Raw genomic sequence first — 15920 nt, 5'->3', positions numbered from 1 at the left:
CGGGTACTGTCGGTCAGCGATCCGTCAGAACGGAATATCGTCGTCGAAGCTGTCGAAGTCAGCGGCCGGTTGCGGAGCTGGCTGCTGCGGCGCAGGACGCTGTGGAGCCTGCTGTGGACGCGGAGCCTGCTGGCGTGGCGCCTGGTTGTACTGCTGCTGGCCGCCACCTTGGTTGTAGTTGCCACCACCTTGGTTGTACGGGTCGCCGCCCTGTTGCTGGTTCTGCGGACGACCGCCCAGCAGCTGCATGGTGCCTTGCATGTCGACGATGATTTCGGTGGTATAGCGCTTGATGCCGTCTTTTTCCCACTCGCGGGTCTGCAGTTTGCCCTCGATGTACACTTGGGATCCTTTGCGCAGGTATTCGCCGGCGATTTCGGCGACCTTGCCGAACATGGCAACACGGTGCCACTCGGTGCGCTCGACTTTCTGGCCGGACTGCTTGTCGGTCCATTGCTCGCTGGTGGCCAGGCTCAGGTTGGTCACGGCGTTACCGTTGGGCAGGTAGCGGACTTCGGGATCCTGACCGCAAGTGCCGACCAGAATGACTTTGTTAACCCCACGGGCCATAACGTTCTCCTAGGCTTCGCACGCCGAAGAGGCTGGGTTCACCAGACGCTCGAGGGTCGCACGGTCCAAAATTTTCGTATCCAGTTTGATATAGACGGCGGCTTCTTCCGCCACCACTACGGCGTCGGTCACACCCGGCACAGCCAGCAGGCGCTCGGTCAGCCCGGCTTCCCGGACACCTTCGGGCGACAGCGGCATGCGCAGGCTGGTTACATACGGCGGTTCGTTCATGCTCAATGCCGTGGCCAACCAGATGGCGCACAGCCCTGCGCAACCGAGGAACACCATGCCCAGACCACCGTGCTGGAACAACCAGCCACCGATGATTCCTCCCAGTGCGGCACCCAGGAACTGACTGGTAGAATATACCCCCATGGCCGTCCCTTTGCCGCCTGCGGGCGACACTTTGCTCACCAGCGAAGGCAGCGATGCCTCCAGCAGGTTGAATGCCGTAAAGAATACCACGGTGCCGGTCACCAGTCCGCGCAAGTTGTCAGCCCACTGCCAGAAGAACACCTCGACAACCAGCAGCACACTGACCGCGCCGAGCAACACCCGTTTCATCTTGCGCTTCTTCTCGCCATAGATGATGAAGGGGATCATTGCAAAAAATGAAATGAGCAACGCGGTCAGGTACACCCACCAGTGCTGCTCCTTCGGCAGGCCGCCACGCTCGACGAAAGCCAAGGGCAGCGCGACGAAGCTGGCCATGAGGATGGCGTGGAGGATAAAGATGCCCACGTCCAGGCGCAGAAGGTCCGGATGACGCAGCGTTGGGCCCAGAGCCTTGCGGGCCACGCCCGACTCTCGGTGCTGCAAGGCACTGTGTGCGCTAGGCACGACGAAGGCGATGAGCACGATACCCACCAGGGCAAGTCCTGCCGTAGCAAGGAACAATCCTGACAAGCCGAAAGCACGAGTCAGCAACGGGCCAACGACCATGGCGACCGCGAACGACAGGCCGATGCTCATGCCGATCATCGCCATGGCCTTGGTGCGGTGCTGTTCACGGGTCAGGTCGGACAACAGTGCCATGACGGCGGCCGAAATCGCCCCGGCACCTTGCAGGATGCGACCGGCGATCACGCCCCAGATGGAGTCAGCCTGGGCCGCCAGCAAACTGCCGAGCGCAAACACCACCAACCCGAGGTAAATGACTGGACGGCGGCCGATGCGGTCGGAAATCATCCCGAACGGGATCTGCAAGACAGCCTGGGTCAGGCCATAGGCCCCGATGGCCAGGCCAATCAGCGCCGGCGTGGCGCCGGCCAGGTCCATGCCGTAGGTCGCCAGCACCGGCAGGACCATGAACATGCCCAGCATACGAAAGGCAAAGACCAGGGCCAGGCCGCCAGCAGCGCGGGTTTCGCTGCCACTCATGCGCTCGTTGTGCGTGTCGTGCATGGAATAACCTCGTGTGAACCGGCGGCGATTCTATCAGTCCGACAGCGTAACGGCATCTACGCGACGCTTTGCCGCGTACTGGCAGCGCGCCTTATACTCCCTTGTTTATGCCCGCCGAGCGAGGCCGCAGTGGACAAGATCCTGATTCGTGGGGCACGTACCCACAACCTGAAGAACATCGACCTGACCCTGCCCCGGGACAAGCTGATCGTGATCACCGGCTTGTCCGGCTCCGGCAAGTCGTCCCTGGCGTTCGATACCCTCTACGCCGAGGGCCAGCGGCGCTATGTGGAATCCCTGTCGGCCTATGCCCGGCAGTTCCTGTCGATGATGGAAAAGCCTGACGTCGATACCATCGAAGGCCTGTCACCAGCCATCTCCATCGAACAGAAGTCGACCTCCCACAACCCGCGCTCCACTGTCGGCACCATCACCGAGATCTACGATTACCTGCGTCTGCTCTATGCCCGCGTCGGCACGCCACGCTGCCCGGACCATGACATTCCGCTAGAGGCGCAAACGATCAGCCAGATGGTCGACCTGGTGCTCGAACGCCCCGAAGGCACCAAGCTGATGCTGCTGGCGCCGGTGGTGCGCGAACGCAAGGGCGAACATCTGGCGGTGTTCGACGAACTGCGCGCCCAGGGTTTCGTGCGCGCCCGGGTCAACGGCAAGCTCTACGAACTGGACGAGCTGCCCAAGCTGGATAAACAGAAAAAGCACAGCATCGATGTGGTGGTGGACCGTTTCAAGGTCCGTGAAGACTTGCAGCAGCGCCTGGCCGAGTCGTTCGAGACTGCCTTGAAGCTGGCCGACGGCATTGCCCTTGTGGCGCCGATGGACGACGAGACCGGCGAAGAGATGATCTTCTCGGCGCGCTTCGCCTGCCCGGTGTGCGGACATGCCATCAGCGAGCTCGAGCCGAAGCTGTTCTCCTTCAACAACCCAGCCGGCGCCTGCCCGACCTGCGACGGCCTGGGGGTCAAGCAGTTCTTTGACACCAAGCGCCTGGTCAACAATGAACTGACCCTGGCCGAAGGCGCCATTCGTGGCTGGGACCGGCGCAACGTCTATTACTTCCAGATGCTCGGCTCCCTGGCGGCGCACTACGGTTTCAGTCTCGAGCTGCCATTCGGTGAGCTGTCGGCCGAGCACCAGAAGGTCATTCTGCACGGCAGCGGCAAGCAAAGCGTCGACTTCAAGTACCTCAACGACCGTGGCGACATCGTCAAGCGCTCGCACCCGTTCGAGGGCATCGTGCCCAACCTGGAGCGGCGTTATCGCGAGACCGAATCGGCCACCGTGCGCGAAGAGCTGGCCAAGTACCTGGGCACCCAACCCTGCCCGGATTGCCGCGGCACCCGCCTGCGCCGTGAAGCCCGTCACGTGTGGGTGGGCGAGAAGACCTTGCCGGCCGTCACCAACCTGCCGATCGGCGAAGCCAGCGACTACTTCAGCGACCTGACCCTGACAGGCCGACGCGGCGAGATCGCGGCGAAGATCCTCAAGGAAATCTGCGAGCGCCTGCAGTTCCTAGTCAACGTCGGCCTCGACTACCTCACCCTGGACCGCAGCGCCGAGACCCTCTCCGGCGGCGAAGCCCAGCGCATCCGCCTGGCCAGCCAGATCGGCGCCGGCCTGGTGGGGGTGATGTACATTCTCGACGAACCCTCCATTGGCCTGCACCAGCGCGACAACGACCGCTTGCTGGCGACCCTCAATCACCTGCGGGACCTTGGCAACACCGTGATCGTGGTGGAGCACGACGAGGACGCGATCCGTCTGGCCGACTACGTGGTGGACATCGGCCCTGGCGCTGGCGTGCATGGCGGGCAGATCGTCGCGGAGGGCTCGCCTGAGGAAGTCATGGCTCACCCCGACTCGCTCACAGGCAAATACCTGTCCGGGCGCAAGAAGATCGTCGTGCCGGCCAAACGCACACCCCGCAACAAGAAGCTTGCCCTCAAGCTCAAAGGCGCCCGCGGGAACAACCTGCAGAACGTCGATCTCGAAGTGCCGATCGGCCTGCTGACCTGCGTCACCGGGGTTTCCGGCTCGGGTAAATCGACCCTGATCAACAATACCCTGTTCCCCCTGGCGGCCACGGCCCTCAATGGCGCCAGCAGCCTGGAAGCCGCCGCCCATACAAGCCTCGACGGCCTGCAACACCTGGACAAGGTGGTCGACATCGACCAAAGCCCGATCGGCCGCACGCCCCGCTCCAACCCAGCGACCTACACCGGCATCTTCACCCCGATCCGCGAACTGTTCGCCGGCGTACCGGAGTCGCGCGCCCGCGGCTATGGCCCTGGGCGCTTCTCGTTCAACGTCAAGGGCGGTCGCTGCGAAGCGTGCCAGGGTGATGGTCTGATCAAGGTGGAGATGCACTTCCTGCCGGACATCTATGTCCCGTGTGATGTGTGCAAGAGCAAGCGCTACAACCGCGAAACGCTGGAGATCAAATACAAGGGCAAGAACATCCACGAGGTCCTGGAAATGACCATCGAGGACGCCCGTGAATTCTTCGACGCGGTCCCCGCCTTGGCGCGCAAACTGCAAACGCTGATGGATGTCGGGCTTTCCTACATCAAGCTCGGGCAATCGGCCACAACGCTATCCGGCGGAGAAGCGCAGCGGGTCAAGCTGTCCCGCGAGCTGTCCAAGCGCGACACCGGCAAGACGCTCTATATCCTCGACGAGCCGACTACAGGCCTGCACTTCGCCGACATCCAGCAACTGCTAGATGTGCTGCATCGCCTGCGCGACCACGGCAACACCGTGGTGGTGATCGAGCACAACCTGGATGTGATCAAGACAGCCGACTGGCTTGTTGACCTTGGACCTGAGGGAGGCTCGAAGGGCGGACAGATCATCGCCTGCGGTACGCCTGAGGAACTGGCCGAGATGAAACAGTCCTATACCGGCTACTACCTCAAGCCGCTGCTGGAGCGTGACCGAGCGTGATGAAAAAAGCCCCTGGCATGCTGATGCCAGGGGCTTTTGCTTGGCGCCACCTCCCCACGGAAGGCGTGAAGCAATTACATCTGCGACTGCAGGTAGTTCTCCAGACCGATCGCTTTGATCAGACCTTGCTGTTTCTCCAGCCAGTAGGTGTGATCTTCTTCAGTGTCGGCCAGCTGCGCTCGCAGGATGTCGCGGCTGATGTAGTCCTTGTGCAGCTCGCACAACTCGATGCCTTTGCACAGTGCGGCGCGCACCTTGTACTCGAGCTTCAAATCGGCCTCGATCATCTCCGGCACGGTGCTGCCGACCTCCAGATCGTCGGCACGCATGTCGGGTGTACCTTCAAGCATGAGGATCCGACGCATCAGAGCATCGGCGTGCTGCGTCTCTTCTTCCATCTCGTGGTTGATACGCTCGTAGAGCTTGGACAGGCCCCAATCTTCATACATGCGAGAGTGAATGAAGTATTGATCGCGTGCTGCCAGTTCGCCCTTCAGCAACGTGACGAGGTAGTTGATTACGTCCGGGTGACCTTGCATCGCCCTGCTTCTCCCTGTGAAAACGGCTATGGCTCATAGTTTGAACCAGGATTTGTCCACGGTCACGGACAAAGGCGCAATTAGAAGCAAAAAATCGGTTAAACAGTAGTGATATTCATTGAAAAACCGCCCAAATGAGGGCGGTTCTTCTTATCACTTCGACTTAGGCGAGATTCACGCCCAGGGCCTTTGCAACGCCCTCGCCATAGGCGGGATCCGCCTTGAAGAAGTACTGCAACTGACGTTGCACCACATCATCGCTGACTCCCGCCATCGCCCCCGCGATGTTGCTGATGAGCAGTGCTTTTTGCTCGTCACTCATCAAGCGGAACAGCGCCCCGGCGTGACTGTAGTAGTCCGTGTCCTCACGGTGATCATAGCGATCAGCGGCGCCTTGCAGGGCCAGTGCCGGCTCCGCGTGACGCGACGACTGTTTGGGCGCATCACCGTAGCTATTGGGCTCGTAGTTCGGCGCACGGCCGTAGCTACCCAAGGCCATCGCCCCATCACGCTGGTAGCTGTGAACAGGGCAACGCGGCGCGTTGACGGGCAGTTGCTGATGGTTGGTGCCCACGCGATAGCGGTGCGCATCAGCATAGGCGAACACGCGACCTTGCAACATCCGATCCGGCGAGAGGCCAACACCCGGGACCATGTTGCTCGGTCCAAAGGCGGCCTGCTCGACTTCAGCGAAATAGTTAAGCGGGTTGCGGTTGAGCTCCAGCACGCCGACCTCGATCAGCGGGTATTCTTTCTGCGACCAAGTCTTGGTCACATCAAAGGGTTTTTCCTCCCGAGCTGCTGCCTCTGCCTCGCTCATCACTTGGATGCATACAGTCCAGCGCGGGTAATCGCCACGCTCGATGGCCTCGAACAAGTCACGCTGAGCGTAGTCCGGGTCTGTACCTGCCAAACGGGCGGCCTCGGCGGGCGCCAGGTTCTTGATACCCTGCTGTGTCTTAAAGTGCCACTTGACCCAGGTGCGCTCGCCCTTGGCATTGATCAGGCTGTAGGTATGACTGCCAAAGCCGTGCATGTGGCGGTAGCCATCCGGAATGCCTCGATCAGAGAACAAAATGGTGACCTGGTGCAGCGCCTCCGGCGAATGGGACCAGAAGTCCCACATCATCTGGGCATTCTTCAAATTGGACTGCGGGTGCCGCTTTTGGGTATGGATGAAGTCCGGGAACTTCAGCGGATCGCGAATGAAGAATACGGGTGTGTTGTTGCCAACGATGTCCCAGTTGCCTTCCTCGGTATAGAACTTTACGGCAAAGCCGCGCGGATCACGCTCAGTGTCCGCAGAGCCACGTTCTCCGCCTACAGTGGAGAAGCGCAGGAAGGTCTCGGTTTCCTTGCCGATACGCTCGAACAGCTTGGCGCTGGTGTATTGGGTGATATCGCGGGTGACGGTGAAGGTACCGTATGCGCCAGAGCCCTTGGCGTGTACACGGCGTTCCGGGATGTTCTCCCGGTTGAAGTGGGCGAGTTTCTCGATCAGATGGAAATCATCAAGCAACAGCGGGCCGCGTGGACCGGCCGAACGGGAATTCTGGTTGTCTGCTACCGGGGCACCGCTGGCGGTGGTGAGAATCTTGCTCATGGGCTCTCCTTATCAGTCTTTAGCTGCCGCTGATCGGCGTGCTGACAAGTATGGGCAACCCTGGTTACAAGAACTAATTCATTGATTGATTCACATCAATAGAAATTGATAATCCGTGCAAGCACAAAAAACCGGGCACTAGGCCCGGTTTCTTGTAGCAGACTGACGTCTTACTCGGCGGCTTCTACAGCACCACCGACCGGACGATCAACCAGCTCGACGTACGCCATAGGCGCGTTGTCGCCAGCGCGGAAACCGCACTTCAGGATACGCAGGTAGCCGCCCTGACGGGTGGCGTAGCGCTTGCCCAGATCGTTGAACAGCTTGCCAACGGCAGCTTTCGAACGGGTACGGTCGAAAGCCAGACGGCGGTTGGCGACGCTGTCTTCCTTAGCCAGGGTGATCAGCGGCTCGGCAACGCGGCGCAGTTCCTTGGCTTTCGGCAGGGTGGTTTTGATCAGCTCGTGCTCGATCAGCGACACTGCCATGTTCTGGAACATAGCCTTGCGGTGAGAGCTGGTACGGCTCAGGTGACGTCCACTTTTACGATGACGCATGATTCATTCCTTACCAAACACTACGTTCGGTGATTACGACGATCAGGCGGTCGCCTTGTCGTCTTTCTTAAGACTTGCAGGCGGCCAGTTGTCGAGGCGCATGCCGAGAGACAGACCACGAGAGGCCAGGACGTCCTTGATTTCAGTCAGGGACTTCTTGCCCAGGTTAGGAGTCTTCAACAGCTCTACTTCGGTACGCTGAATCAGGTCGCCGATGTAGTAGATGTTCTCCGCCTTGAGGCAGTTGGCCGAACGTACGGTCAGTTCCAGATCGTCAACCGGACGCAGCAGGATCGGATCGATCTCGTCTTCCTGCTCGACTACAACAGGCTCGCTGTCACCTTTGAGGTCGACGAACGCGGCCAGCTGCTGTTGCAGGATGGTCGCGGCGCGGCGGATAGCCTCTTCAGGATCCAGGGTGCCGTTGGTTTCCAGATCGATGACCAGCTTGTCCAGGTTGGTACGCTGCTCAACACGGGCGTTCTCGACCACATAGGCGATACGACGCACCGGGCTGAACGAAGCGTCCAACTGCAGACGGCCGATGCTGCGGCTTTCGTCTTCGTCGGTTTGACGGGAGTCGGCCGGCTCGTAACCGCGACCACGAGCTACGGTGAGCTTCATGTTCAGGGCGCCGTTGGACGCCAGGTTCGCGATTACGTGATCGGGATTGACGATCTCGACATCGTGATCCAGCTGAATATCGGCAGCGGTAACCACCCCCGAACCCTTTTTCGACAAGGTCAGCGTAACTTCGTCACGACCGTGCAGCTTGATAGCCAGGCCTTTGAGGTTCAACAGGATTTCAATGACATCTTCCTGTACACCTTCGATCGCGGAGTACTCGTGGAGTACGCCATCGATCTCGGCCTCGACTACTGCACAGCCAGGCATGGAGGACAACAGGATGCGGCGCAGCGCGTTGCCCAGGGTATGGCCGAAACCACGCTCGAGAGGCTCGAGCGTGATCTTGGCGCGGGTCGGACTGACAACCTGCACATCAATGTGGCGGGGTGTCAGGAACTCATTTACCGAAATCTGCATGGATGCACCTATTTTCTAGCCCTTACTTGGAGTAGAGCTCGACAATCAGGTTTTCGTTGATGTCGGCGGACAGGTCGCTGCGAGCAGGAACGTTCTTGAAAACGCCCGACTTCTTGGCAGCATCCACGTCAACCCACTCAACGCGGCCACGCTGGGCGCACAGTTCAAGGGCTTGAACAATGCGCAGCTGGTTCTGCGACTTCTCGCGAACCGCGACCACGTCACCCGGACGAACTTGGTAGGATGGAATGTTTACGGTCTTGCCGTTGACGCTGATTGCCTTGTGCGAAACCAGCTGACGCGATTCCGAACGAGTGGAACCGAAGCCCATACGGTAGACGACGTTGTCCAGACGGCACTCGAGCAGTTGCAGCAGGTTTTCACCGGTAGCGCCTTTTTTCGAGGCGGCAGCCTGGTAGTAACCGCGGAACTGACGCTCCAGTACACCGTAGATACGACGAACTTTTTGCTTCTCGCGCAGCTGGGTACCGTAGTCGGACTGACGGCCACGGCGCTGGCCGTGGATACCTGGGGCTGCTTCGATGTTGCACTTCGATTCCAGAGCGCGAACGCCGCTCTTCAGGAACAGGTCGGTGCCTTCACGACGAGACAGTTTGCATTTTGGACCAATGTAACGTGCCATTTATCTGTCTCCTGATTACACGCGACGCTTCTTCGGCGGACGGCACCCGTTGTGCGGGATTGGCGTCACGTCGGTGATGCTGGCGATCTTGTAGCCGCAGCTGTTCAGTGCACGAACGGCGGACTCACGACCTGGACCTGGACCCTTGACGTTGACGTCGAGGTTCTTCAGGCCATATTCCAGCGCAGCTTGACCAGCACGCTCAGCAGCGATCTGGGCTGCGAACGGGGTGGATTTGCGCGAACCACGGAAACCCGAACCACCGGAAGTAGCCCAGGACAATGCGTTGCCCTGACGGTCGGTGATGGTCACGATGGTGTTGTTGAAAGACGCATGGATGTGGGCGATGCCATCAACCACTGTCTTTTTGACTTTCTTACGAGGACGAGCAGCAGGTTTTGCCATGTCTATATTCCTGGGCGATTACTTGCGGATCGGCTTACGCGGGCCCTTACGGGTGCGTGCGTTGGTCTTGGTGCGCTGACCGCGAACCGGCAGACCTTTACGATGACGCAGGCCGCGGTAGCAACCCAGGTCCATCAAGCGCTTGATCTTCATGTTGATGTCACGGCGCAGGTCACCTTCGGTGGTGAACTTCGCGACTTCGCCACGCAGGGTTTCGATTTGCTCGTCGCTCAGATCCTTGATCTTAGCGGCTGGGTTTACACCAGCGTCTGCACAGATCTTCTGTGCAGTTGTGCGACCGACACCATAGATGTAGGTCAGCGAGATAACAGTGTGCTTGTTATCTGGAATGTTGACGCCTGCAATACGGGCCATTCAGTGGGACTCCAATTGACAGCTACCTACGCCCCGGAAGCCAAGAAATAGGGCGCGAGATAATATCGCTGTAGAAACGAATAATCAACCCAGCAGCACACTAGCTGCTGGGTTTGAAGCGCGGATCACACTCAGCCTTGGCGCTGCTTGTGACGCGGTTCCGCGCTGCAGATCACGCGCACGATACCTTCGCGACGAATGATCTTGCAGTTGCGGCACAGCTTTTTCACCGATGCACGAACTTTCATTACCGACTCCTCGAACCTTAGGGGACTATCAGCGCAGCAAACCGCTGCCACCGTAGCCTTTCAGGTTGGCTTTCTTCATCAGGGATTCGTACTGGTGCGAAACGAGGTGCGATTGTACTTGGGACATGAAGTCCATCACAACCACTACCACAATCAGCAACGAGGTCCCGCCAAGGTAGAACGGCACGTTTGCTGCCACCACCAGGAACTGGGGCAGAAGGCAGACGGCCATCATGTAAAGAGCACCGAACATGGTCAAACGAGTCAGAACGCCATCGATATAGCGTGCCGACTGCTCACCAGGACGGATACCCGGAATAAAGGCACCGGACTTCTTCAGGTTTTCCGCTACGTCTTTCGGGTTGAACATCAACGCTGTGTAGAAGAAGCAGAAGAAAATGATCCCCGCACTAAACAGCAGAATGTTCAACGGCTGACCAGGAGCGATCGACTGCGAGATGTCTTGCAGCCAGCCCATACCTTCAGACTGACCGAACCAGGCACCCAGCGAAGCCGGGAACAGCAAAATGCTGCTGGCGAAAATAGCCGGGATGACCCCTGCCATGTTCACCTTGAGTGGCAAGTGGCTAGTCTGCGCAGCAAAGACCTTGCGGCCCTGCTGACGCTTGGCGTAGTGAACGGCGATACGACGCTGACCACGCTCAATGAACACCACGAAGCCAATAATCGCTACTGCCAGCAAACCGATAGCGACCAGGGCGAAAATGTTGATATCGCCTGTACGCGCAGACTCGAAAGACTGCCCGATTGCTCTCGGAAGACCGGCAACGATACCCGCGAAGATCAACATCGAGATACCGTTGCCCACACCGCGCTCGGTGATCTGCTCGCCCAGCCACATCATGAACATCGCGCCAGCCACGAAGGTGGCGACGGCGACAACATAGAAGCTCAGGCCTACAGAAAACGCCACGCCCTGGTTGGCCAAGCCGATGGACATGCCAATGGCTTGAACCAGTGCCAGGATAACGGTGCCGTAGCGGGTGTACTGGCTGATCTTGCGACGGCCAGCTTCACCTTCCTTCTTCAACTGCTCCAGTTGTGGGCTGACCGCCGTCATGAGCTGCATGATGATCGACGCCGAAATGTACGGCATGATCCCCAGTGCAAAGATGCTCATGCGCTCCAGCGCACCACCGGAAAACATGTTGAACAAGCTAAGAATGGTCCCCTCATTCTGCCGAAACAGATCCGCCAGACGGTCCGGATTGATGCCAGGCACCGGGATATGCGCGCCGATTCGATAGACGATGATCGCCATGAACAGAAAGCGCAGACGAGCCCAGAGTTCCGACATCCCGCCCTTACCGAGCGAAGAGAGAGCACCTTGCTTAGCCATTTATTCCTCGAACTTGCCGCCAGCTGCTTCGATAGCCGCACGCGCACCCTTGGTGGCTGCGATACCCTTGATGGTGACTGCGCGAGTGACTTCGCCCGACAGCATGATTTTCACACGCTGTACGTTCTGGCCGATCACGTTGGCATCCTTCAGGGATTGCACGGAGATCACGTCGCCTTCCACCTTGGCCAGCTCGGACAGACGCACTTCAGCGCGGTCCATGGCTTTCAGGGAAACGAAGCCGAACTTCGGCAGGCGACGGTGCAGCGGCTGTTGACCGCCTTCGAAGCCCGGAGCGATCGAACCACCGGAACGGGAGGTTTGACCTTTGTGGCCGCGGCCACCGGTCTTGCCCAAACCGCTACCGATACCACGACCCGGACGATGCTTCTCGCGACGGGAACCCGGCGCTGGACTCAGATCATTGAGTTTCATCGATTAACCCTCGACGCGCAGCATGTAGTAAGCCTTGTTGATCATCCCGCGGTTTTCGGGAGTATCCTGGACTTCTACAGTGTGACCGATGCGACGCAGACCCAGACCCTTAACGCACAGTTTGTGGTTAGGCAGGCGGCCGGCGGTGCTTTTGATCAGCGTTACTTTTACGGTTGCCATGATCAGATGATCTCCTCAACGCTCTTGCCGCGCTTGGCAGCAATGGACTCAGGAGATTGCATGGCTTTCAGACCCTTGAAGGTGGCGTAAACCACGTTCACTGGGTTGGTCGAACCGTAGCACTTGGCCAGAACGTTCTGGACACCAGCAACTTCCAGGACAGCACGCATTGCGCCGCCGGCGATGATACCGGTACCTTCCGAGGCAGGCTGCATGTAAACCTTCGAGGCGCCGTGGGCAGCCTTGGTGGCGTACTGCAGGGTGGTGCCCTTCAGGTCAACCTGGATCATGTTGCGACGGGCAGCTTCCATGGCTTTCTGAATCGCAGCAGGTACTTCGCGCGACTTGCCACGGCCGAAGCCGACACGGCCCTTGCCATCACCTACCACGGTCAACGCGGTGAAGGTGAAGATGCGGCCGCCTTTGACGGTTTTTGCAACGCGGTTAACTTGAACCAGCTTCTCGATGTAGCCTTCGTCGCGCTTTTGGTCGTTATTTGCCATAACTTAGAACTCCAGCCCGCCTTCACGAGCAGCATCAGCCAGCGCCTTGACGCGGCCGTGGTACTTGAAGCCAGAACGGTCGAAAGCAACTTGAGAGACGCCGGCGGCTTTCGCGCGCTCAGCTACCAGCTTGCCAACCTTAGTGGCCGCGTCGATGTTGCCGGTGGCGCCATCACGCAGTTCTTTGTCCAAGGTAGAGGCGCTTGCCAGAACCTTGCTGCCGTCGGCCGAAATGACCTGGGCGTAGATGTGCTGCGAGGAGCGGAACACGCAGAGACGCACGGCTTCGAGCTCGTGCATTTTCAGGCGTGCTTTGCGAGCGCGACGCAGTCGAGTAACTTTTTTGTCGGTCATTTGCTAGGCCCTACTTCTTCTTGGCTTCTTTACGACGGACTACTTCGTCCGCGTAACGCACACCCTTGCCTTTGTAAGGCTCTGGCGGACGGAAGTCGCGGATTTCAGCGGCCACCTGACCAACCAGCTGCTTGTCGATACCCTTGATCAGGATGTCGGTCTGGCTGGGAGTTTCAGCGGTGATGCCGGCTGGCAGTTCGTAGTCCACTGGGTGCGAGAAGCCCAGAGCCAGGTTCAGGACGGTGCCTTTGGCCTGTGCTTTGTAACCAACACCGATCAGCTGGAGCTTGCGCTCGAAGCCTTGGCTTACGCCCTGAACCATGTTGTTGACCAGAGCACGGGTAGTACCGGCCATGGCGCGGGCTTGCTGGTCACCGTTGCGAGCGGCGAAACGCAGCTCACCAGACTCTTCGGTAACTTCAACAGACGAGTGAACGTTCAGTTCGAGAGTGCCTTTGGCACCCTTAACCGAAAGCTGTTGGCCGGCGAATTTGACTTCGACGCCAGCTGGCAGCTTAACGGGGTTCTTAGCGACGCGAGACATGCCTATCTCCCCTTAGAACACTGTGCACAGAACTTCGCCGCCGACACCGGCAGCGCGCGCAGCGCGATCAGTCATCACACCTTTGTTGGTGGAGACGATAGACACGCCCAGGCCGCCACGTACTTTCGGCAGGTCTGCGACGGACTTGTACTGGCGCAGGCCTGGACGGCTGGAGCGCTTCAGTTCCTCGATGACCGGACGGCCTTCGAAGTACTTCAGTTCGATCGACAGGGAAGGCTTGGCCTCACCAGTTACCTGGTAGCCAGCGATGTAACCTTCGTCCTTCAGAACTTTGGCAACCGCGACCTTCAGGGTGGAGGAAGGCATGCTTACGACGGACTTTTCAGCCATCTGGGCATTACGGATGCGAGTTAGCATGTCCGCTAACGGGTCCTGCATACTCATGGGCTAGATGCTCCTGATACAAGAATTATTAGCCTTGCGGCTATCACAACCACCCGAGCGGGCAGGGTAAAAAACCCAGGCTCAGGTGAGCCGGTCATTCTAGACACAAGACAGAAACGAAACAAGCCCCATGAAGGGGCTTGTTCGTTGGCAAGAATACCGACGGTCGGAAGATCGCTCCCCTTCCGCCGGCTCTAAACCTGCAGCGATTACCAGGAGGCCTTGACCAGACCTGGTACGTCACCGCGCATTGCAGCTTGACGCAGCATGTTACGGCCCAGGCCGAACTTACGGTATACACCGTGAGGACGACCGGTCAGGCGGCAACGGTTACGCAGGCGCGAGGCGCTAGCGTCACGTGGCTGCTTCTGCAGAGCGACTACGGCAGCGAAACGCTCTTCAGGAGAGGCGTTCAGGTTGACGATGGTCGCTTTCAGCTCAGCACGCTTCTTAGCGTACTTGGCTACCGTGAGCTGACGCTTCAGCTCGCGGTTTTTCATGCTCTTCTTGGCCATTTTCCTACTCCAATCAGTTGCGGAACGGGAATTTGAAAGCACGCAGCAGAGCGCGACCTTCGTCATCCGTACGAGCAGTGGTGGTCAGGGTGATGTCCAGACCGCGCAGAGCATCGATCTTGTCGTAGTCGATTTCCGGGAAGATGATCTGCTCTTTCACGCCCATGCTGTAGTTGCCACGACCATCGAAGGACTTGGCATTCAGGCCGCGGAAGTCGCGAACCCGAGGCAGGGAGATCGCCAGCAGGCGGTCCAGGAATTCATACATACGATCACGGCGCAGGGTTACCTTGACGCCAATCGGCCAACCTTCACGAACCTTGAAGCCCGCAATCGACTTGCGAGCGAAAGTCACAACGGCTTTTTGGCCGGTGATCTTTTCCAGGTCGGCAACGGCGTTTTCGATGACTTTCTTGTCACCGACCGCTTCGCCCAGACCCATGTTCAGGGTGATCTTGGTTACGCGAGGAACTTCCATCACGTTCGCCAGCTTAAGTTCTTCCTTAAGCTTGGGAGCGATTTCGTTCCGGTAAATCTCTTTCAGTCGTGCCATTGTCTTCTACCTAGCAGTGTTCAAGCATCAACCGCTTTCTGGGTCGACTTGAAGACACGAATTTTCTTGCCGTCTTCAACCTTGAAGCCAACGCGGTCAGCCTTGTTGGTTTCACCATTGAAAATGGCAACGTTGGAAGCGTGCAGAGGCGCTTCTTTCTCGACGATACCGCCCTGGACGCCCGCCATCGGGTTAGGCTTGGTATGACGCTTGACCAGGTTGACACCACCAACAACCAGACGGTTGTCAGCGAGAACCTTCAGCACCTTACCGCGCTTACCTTTGTCCTTGCCGGCGATCACGATGATCTCGTCGTCACGACGAATCTTTTGCATGTCGGATCTCCTTAGAGCACTTCAGGGGCGAGCGAGACGATCTTCATGAACTTCTCGGTACGAAGTTCACGGGTCACTGGCCCGAAGATGCGAGTGCCGATCGGCTCTTGCTTGGTGTTCAGCAGAACAGCAGCGTTGCCGTCGAAACGAATGATGGAACCGTCAGCGCGACGTACACCGTGACGGGTACGAACGACGACAGCAGTCATCACCTGGCCTTTTTTGACCTTACCGCGAGGAATTGCTTCCTTGACGGTAACTTTGATGATGTCACCGATACCGGCGTAACGGCGGTGGGAACCGCCGAGCACCTTGATGCACATGACGCGACGAGCGCCGCTGTTATCGGCCACATCGAGCATGGATTGAGTCTGAATCATAAAA

Annotated in this window: 22 protein-coding genes; 1 reads left to right on the top strand and 21 read right to left on the bottom strand. The window is 58.8% G+C overall.

Annotation, left to right across the window (positions count from 1 at the left end):
• Positions 1–24: 24 nt before the first annotated feature.
• Both ABOA88_RS18965 and ABOA88_RS18960 read right to left on the bottom strand, forming a co-directional pair.
• The gene (locus ABOA88_RS18965; RefSeq protein ID WP_043210277.1) at positions 25–570 is read right to left on the bottom strand and encodes a single-stranded DNA-binding protein; all 546 of its coding nucleotides are present in this window, start codon (positions 568–570) and stop codon (positions 25–27) included.
• Between the two features lie 9 nt (positions 571–579).
• Positions 580–1974 carry an MFS transporter gene (locus tag ABOA88_RS18960; protein WP_196170829.1) on the bottom strand — a complete coding sequence of 465 codons (1395 nt, stop codon included), beginning with the start codon at positions 1972–1974 and terminating at the stop codon, positions 580–582.
• Between the two features lie 129 nt (positions 1975–2103).
• Here ABOA88_RS18960 and uvrA point away from each other — a divergent pair, with 129 nt between their 5' ends.
• Positions 2104–4938: an excinuclease ABC subunit UvrA gene (uvrA, locus tag ABOA88_RS18955; RefSeq protein ID WP_196170828.1), complete on the top strand. Its 2835-nt coding sequence runs from the start codon at positions 2104–2106 to the stop codon at positions 4936–4938.
• A 74-nt stretch (positions 4939–5012) separates the two neighbouring features.
• Here uvrA and bfr read toward each other — a convergent pair whose 3' ends face one another.
• The 19 genes from bfr to rplN form a co-directional block, all read right to left on the bottom strand.
• Positions 5013–5477 carry a bacterioferritin gene (gene bfr / locus ABOA88_RS18950; RefSeq protein WP_012316512.1) on the bottom strand — a complete coding sequence of 155 codons (465 nt, stop codon included), beginning with the start codon at positions 5475–5477 and terminating at the stop codon, positions 5013–5015.
• Positions 5478–5640: 163 nt separating this feature from the next.
• Positions 5641–7080 (bottom strand): catalase, encoded by a 1440-nt coding sequence (locus ABOA88_RS18945; RefSeq protein ID WP_367851956.1) that lies wholly within the window; start codon positions 7078–7080, stop codon positions 5641–5643.
• A 170-nt stretch (positions 7081–7250) separates the two neighbouring features.
• The gene (gene rplQ, locus ABOA88_RS18940) at positions 7251–7637 is read right to left on the bottom strand and encodes a 50S ribosomal protein L17 (protein ID WP_043210290.1); all 387 of its coding nucleotides are present in this window, start codon (positions 7635–7637) and stop codon (positions 7251–7253) included.
• Positions 7638–7679: 42 nt separating this feature from the next.
• Positions 7680–8681 (bottom strand): DNA-directed RNA polymerase subunit alpha, encoded by a 1002-nt coding sequence (locus ABOA88_RS18935; RefSeq protein ID WP_003255452.1) that lies wholly within the window; start codon positions 8679–8681, stop codon positions 7680–7682.
• A gap of 22 nt (positions 8682–8703) precedes the next feature.
• Positions 8704–9324: a 30S ribosomal protein S4 gene (rpsD, locus tag ABOA88_RS18930; protein ID WP_196165009.1), complete on the bottom strand. Its 621-nt coding sequence runs from the start codon at positions 9322–9324 to the stop codon at positions 8704–8706.
• Positions 9325–9339: 15 nt separating this feature from the next.
• A complete protein-coding gene (gene rpsK, locus ABOA88_RS18925; protein WP_003255454.1) occupies positions 9340–9729 on the bottom strand; it encodes a 30S ribosomal protein S11 in 390 nt (129 codons plus the stop codon).
• A gap of 18 nt (positions 9730–9747) precedes the next feature.
• Positions 9748–10104 (bottom strand): 30S ribosomal protein S13, encoded by a 357-nt coding sequence (rpsM, locus tag ABOA88_RS18920; protein WP_003255457.1) that lies wholly within the window; start codon positions 10102–10104, stop codon positions 9748–9750.
• A gap of 131 nt (positions 10105–10235) precedes the next feature.
• Entirely contained in the window at positions 10236–10352 is a 117-nt protein-coding gene (gene rpmJ / locus ABOA88_RS18915) for a 50S ribosomal protein L36 (protein WP_011531897.1), read from the bottom strand.
• Positions 10353–10380: 28 nt separating this feature from the next.
• Positions 10381–11712, bottom strand: coding sequence for a preprotein translocase subunit SecY (secY, locus tag ABOA88_RS18910; RefSeq protein ID WP_070093901.1), 1332 nt, complete (start codon positions 11710–11712; stop codon positions 10381–10383).
• Complete coding sequence (rplO, locus tag ABOA88_RS18905) at positions 11713–12147, bottom strand: 50S ribosomal protein L15 (RefSeq protein ID WP_003257107.1); 435 nt, start codon at positions 12145–12147, stop codon at positions 11713–11715.
• Positions 12148–12150: 3 nt separating this feature from the next.
• Positions 12151–12327, bottom strand: a complete 177-nt coding sequence (rpmD, locus tag ABOA88_RS18900) for a 50S ribosomal protein L30 (RefSeq protein WP_009397493.1) — start codon at positions 12325–12327, stop codon at positions 12151–12153.
• 2 nt (positions 12328–12329) lie between these two features.
• A complete protein-coding gene (gene rpsE / locus ABOA88_RS18895; protein ID WP_023382626.1) occupies positions 12330–12830 on the bottom strand; it encodes a 30S ribosomal protein S5 in 501 nt (166 codons plus the stop codon).
• Between the two features lie 3 nt (positions 12831–12833).
• A complete protein-coding gene (gene rplR, locus ABOA88_RS18890; protein WP_011531893.1) occupies positions 12834–13184 on the bottom strand; it encodes a 50S ribosomal protein L18 in 351 nt (116 codons plus the stop codon).
• 10 nt (positions 13185–13194) lie between these two features.
• Positions 13195–13728 carry a 50S ribosomal protein L6 gene (rplF, locus tag ABOA88_RS18885; protein ID WP_070093900.1) on the bottom strand — a complete coding sequence of 178 codons (534 nt, stop codon included), beginning with the start codon at positions 13726–13728 and terminating at the stop codon, positions 13195–13197.
• A gap of 12 nt (positions 13729–13740) precedes the next feature.
• Positions 13741–14133 carry a 30S ribosomal protein S8 gene (gene rpsH / locus ABOA88_RS18880; protein WP_043210304.1) on the bottom strand — a complete coding sequence of 131 codons (393 nt, stop codon included), beginning with the start codon at positions 14131–14133 and terminating at the stop codon, positions 13741–13743.
• Between the two features lie 209 nt (positions 14134–14342).
• Complete coding sequence (gene rpsN, locus ABOA88_RS18875) at positions 14343–14648, bottom strand: 30S ribosomal protein S14 (RefSeq protein ID WP_013970638.1); 306 nt, start codon at positions 14646–14648, stop codon at positions 14343–14345.
• A gap of 13 nt (positions 14649–14661) precedes the next feature.
• Positions 14662–15201, bottom strand: coding sequence for a 50S ribosomal protein L5 (rplE, locus tag ABOA88_RS18870; RefSeq protein ID WP_043210306.1), 540 nt, complete (start codon positions 15199–15201; stop codon positions 14662–14664).
• A 20-nt stretch (positions 15202–15221) separates the two neighbouring features.
• Positions 15222–15536, bottom strand: a complete 315-nt coding sequence (rplX, locus tag ABOA88_RS18865) for a 50S ribosomal protein L24 (protein ID WP_013970637.1) — start codon at positions 15534–15536, stop codon at positions 15222–15224.
• An 11-nt stretch (positions 15537–15547) separates the two neighbouring features.
• Entirely contained in the window at positions 15548–15916 is a 369-nt protein-coding gene (gene rplN / locus ABOA88_RS18860; RefSeq protein ID WP_008089810.1) for a 50S ribosomal protein L14, read from the bottom strand.
• Between the last annotated feature and the right edge of the window lie 4 nt (positions 15917–15920).

This window comes from Pseudomonas sp. PKS, from assembly GCF_051913525.1.
GTDB classification, from domain to species: domain Bacteria; phylum Pseudomonadota; class Gammaproteobacteria; order Pseudomonadales; family Pseudomonadaceae; genus Aquipseudomonas; species Aquipseudomonas guariconensis_D.
Note: the sequence above shows the minus strand (reverse complement) of the source record. Positions and strands in the feature narration are given on the sequence as shown.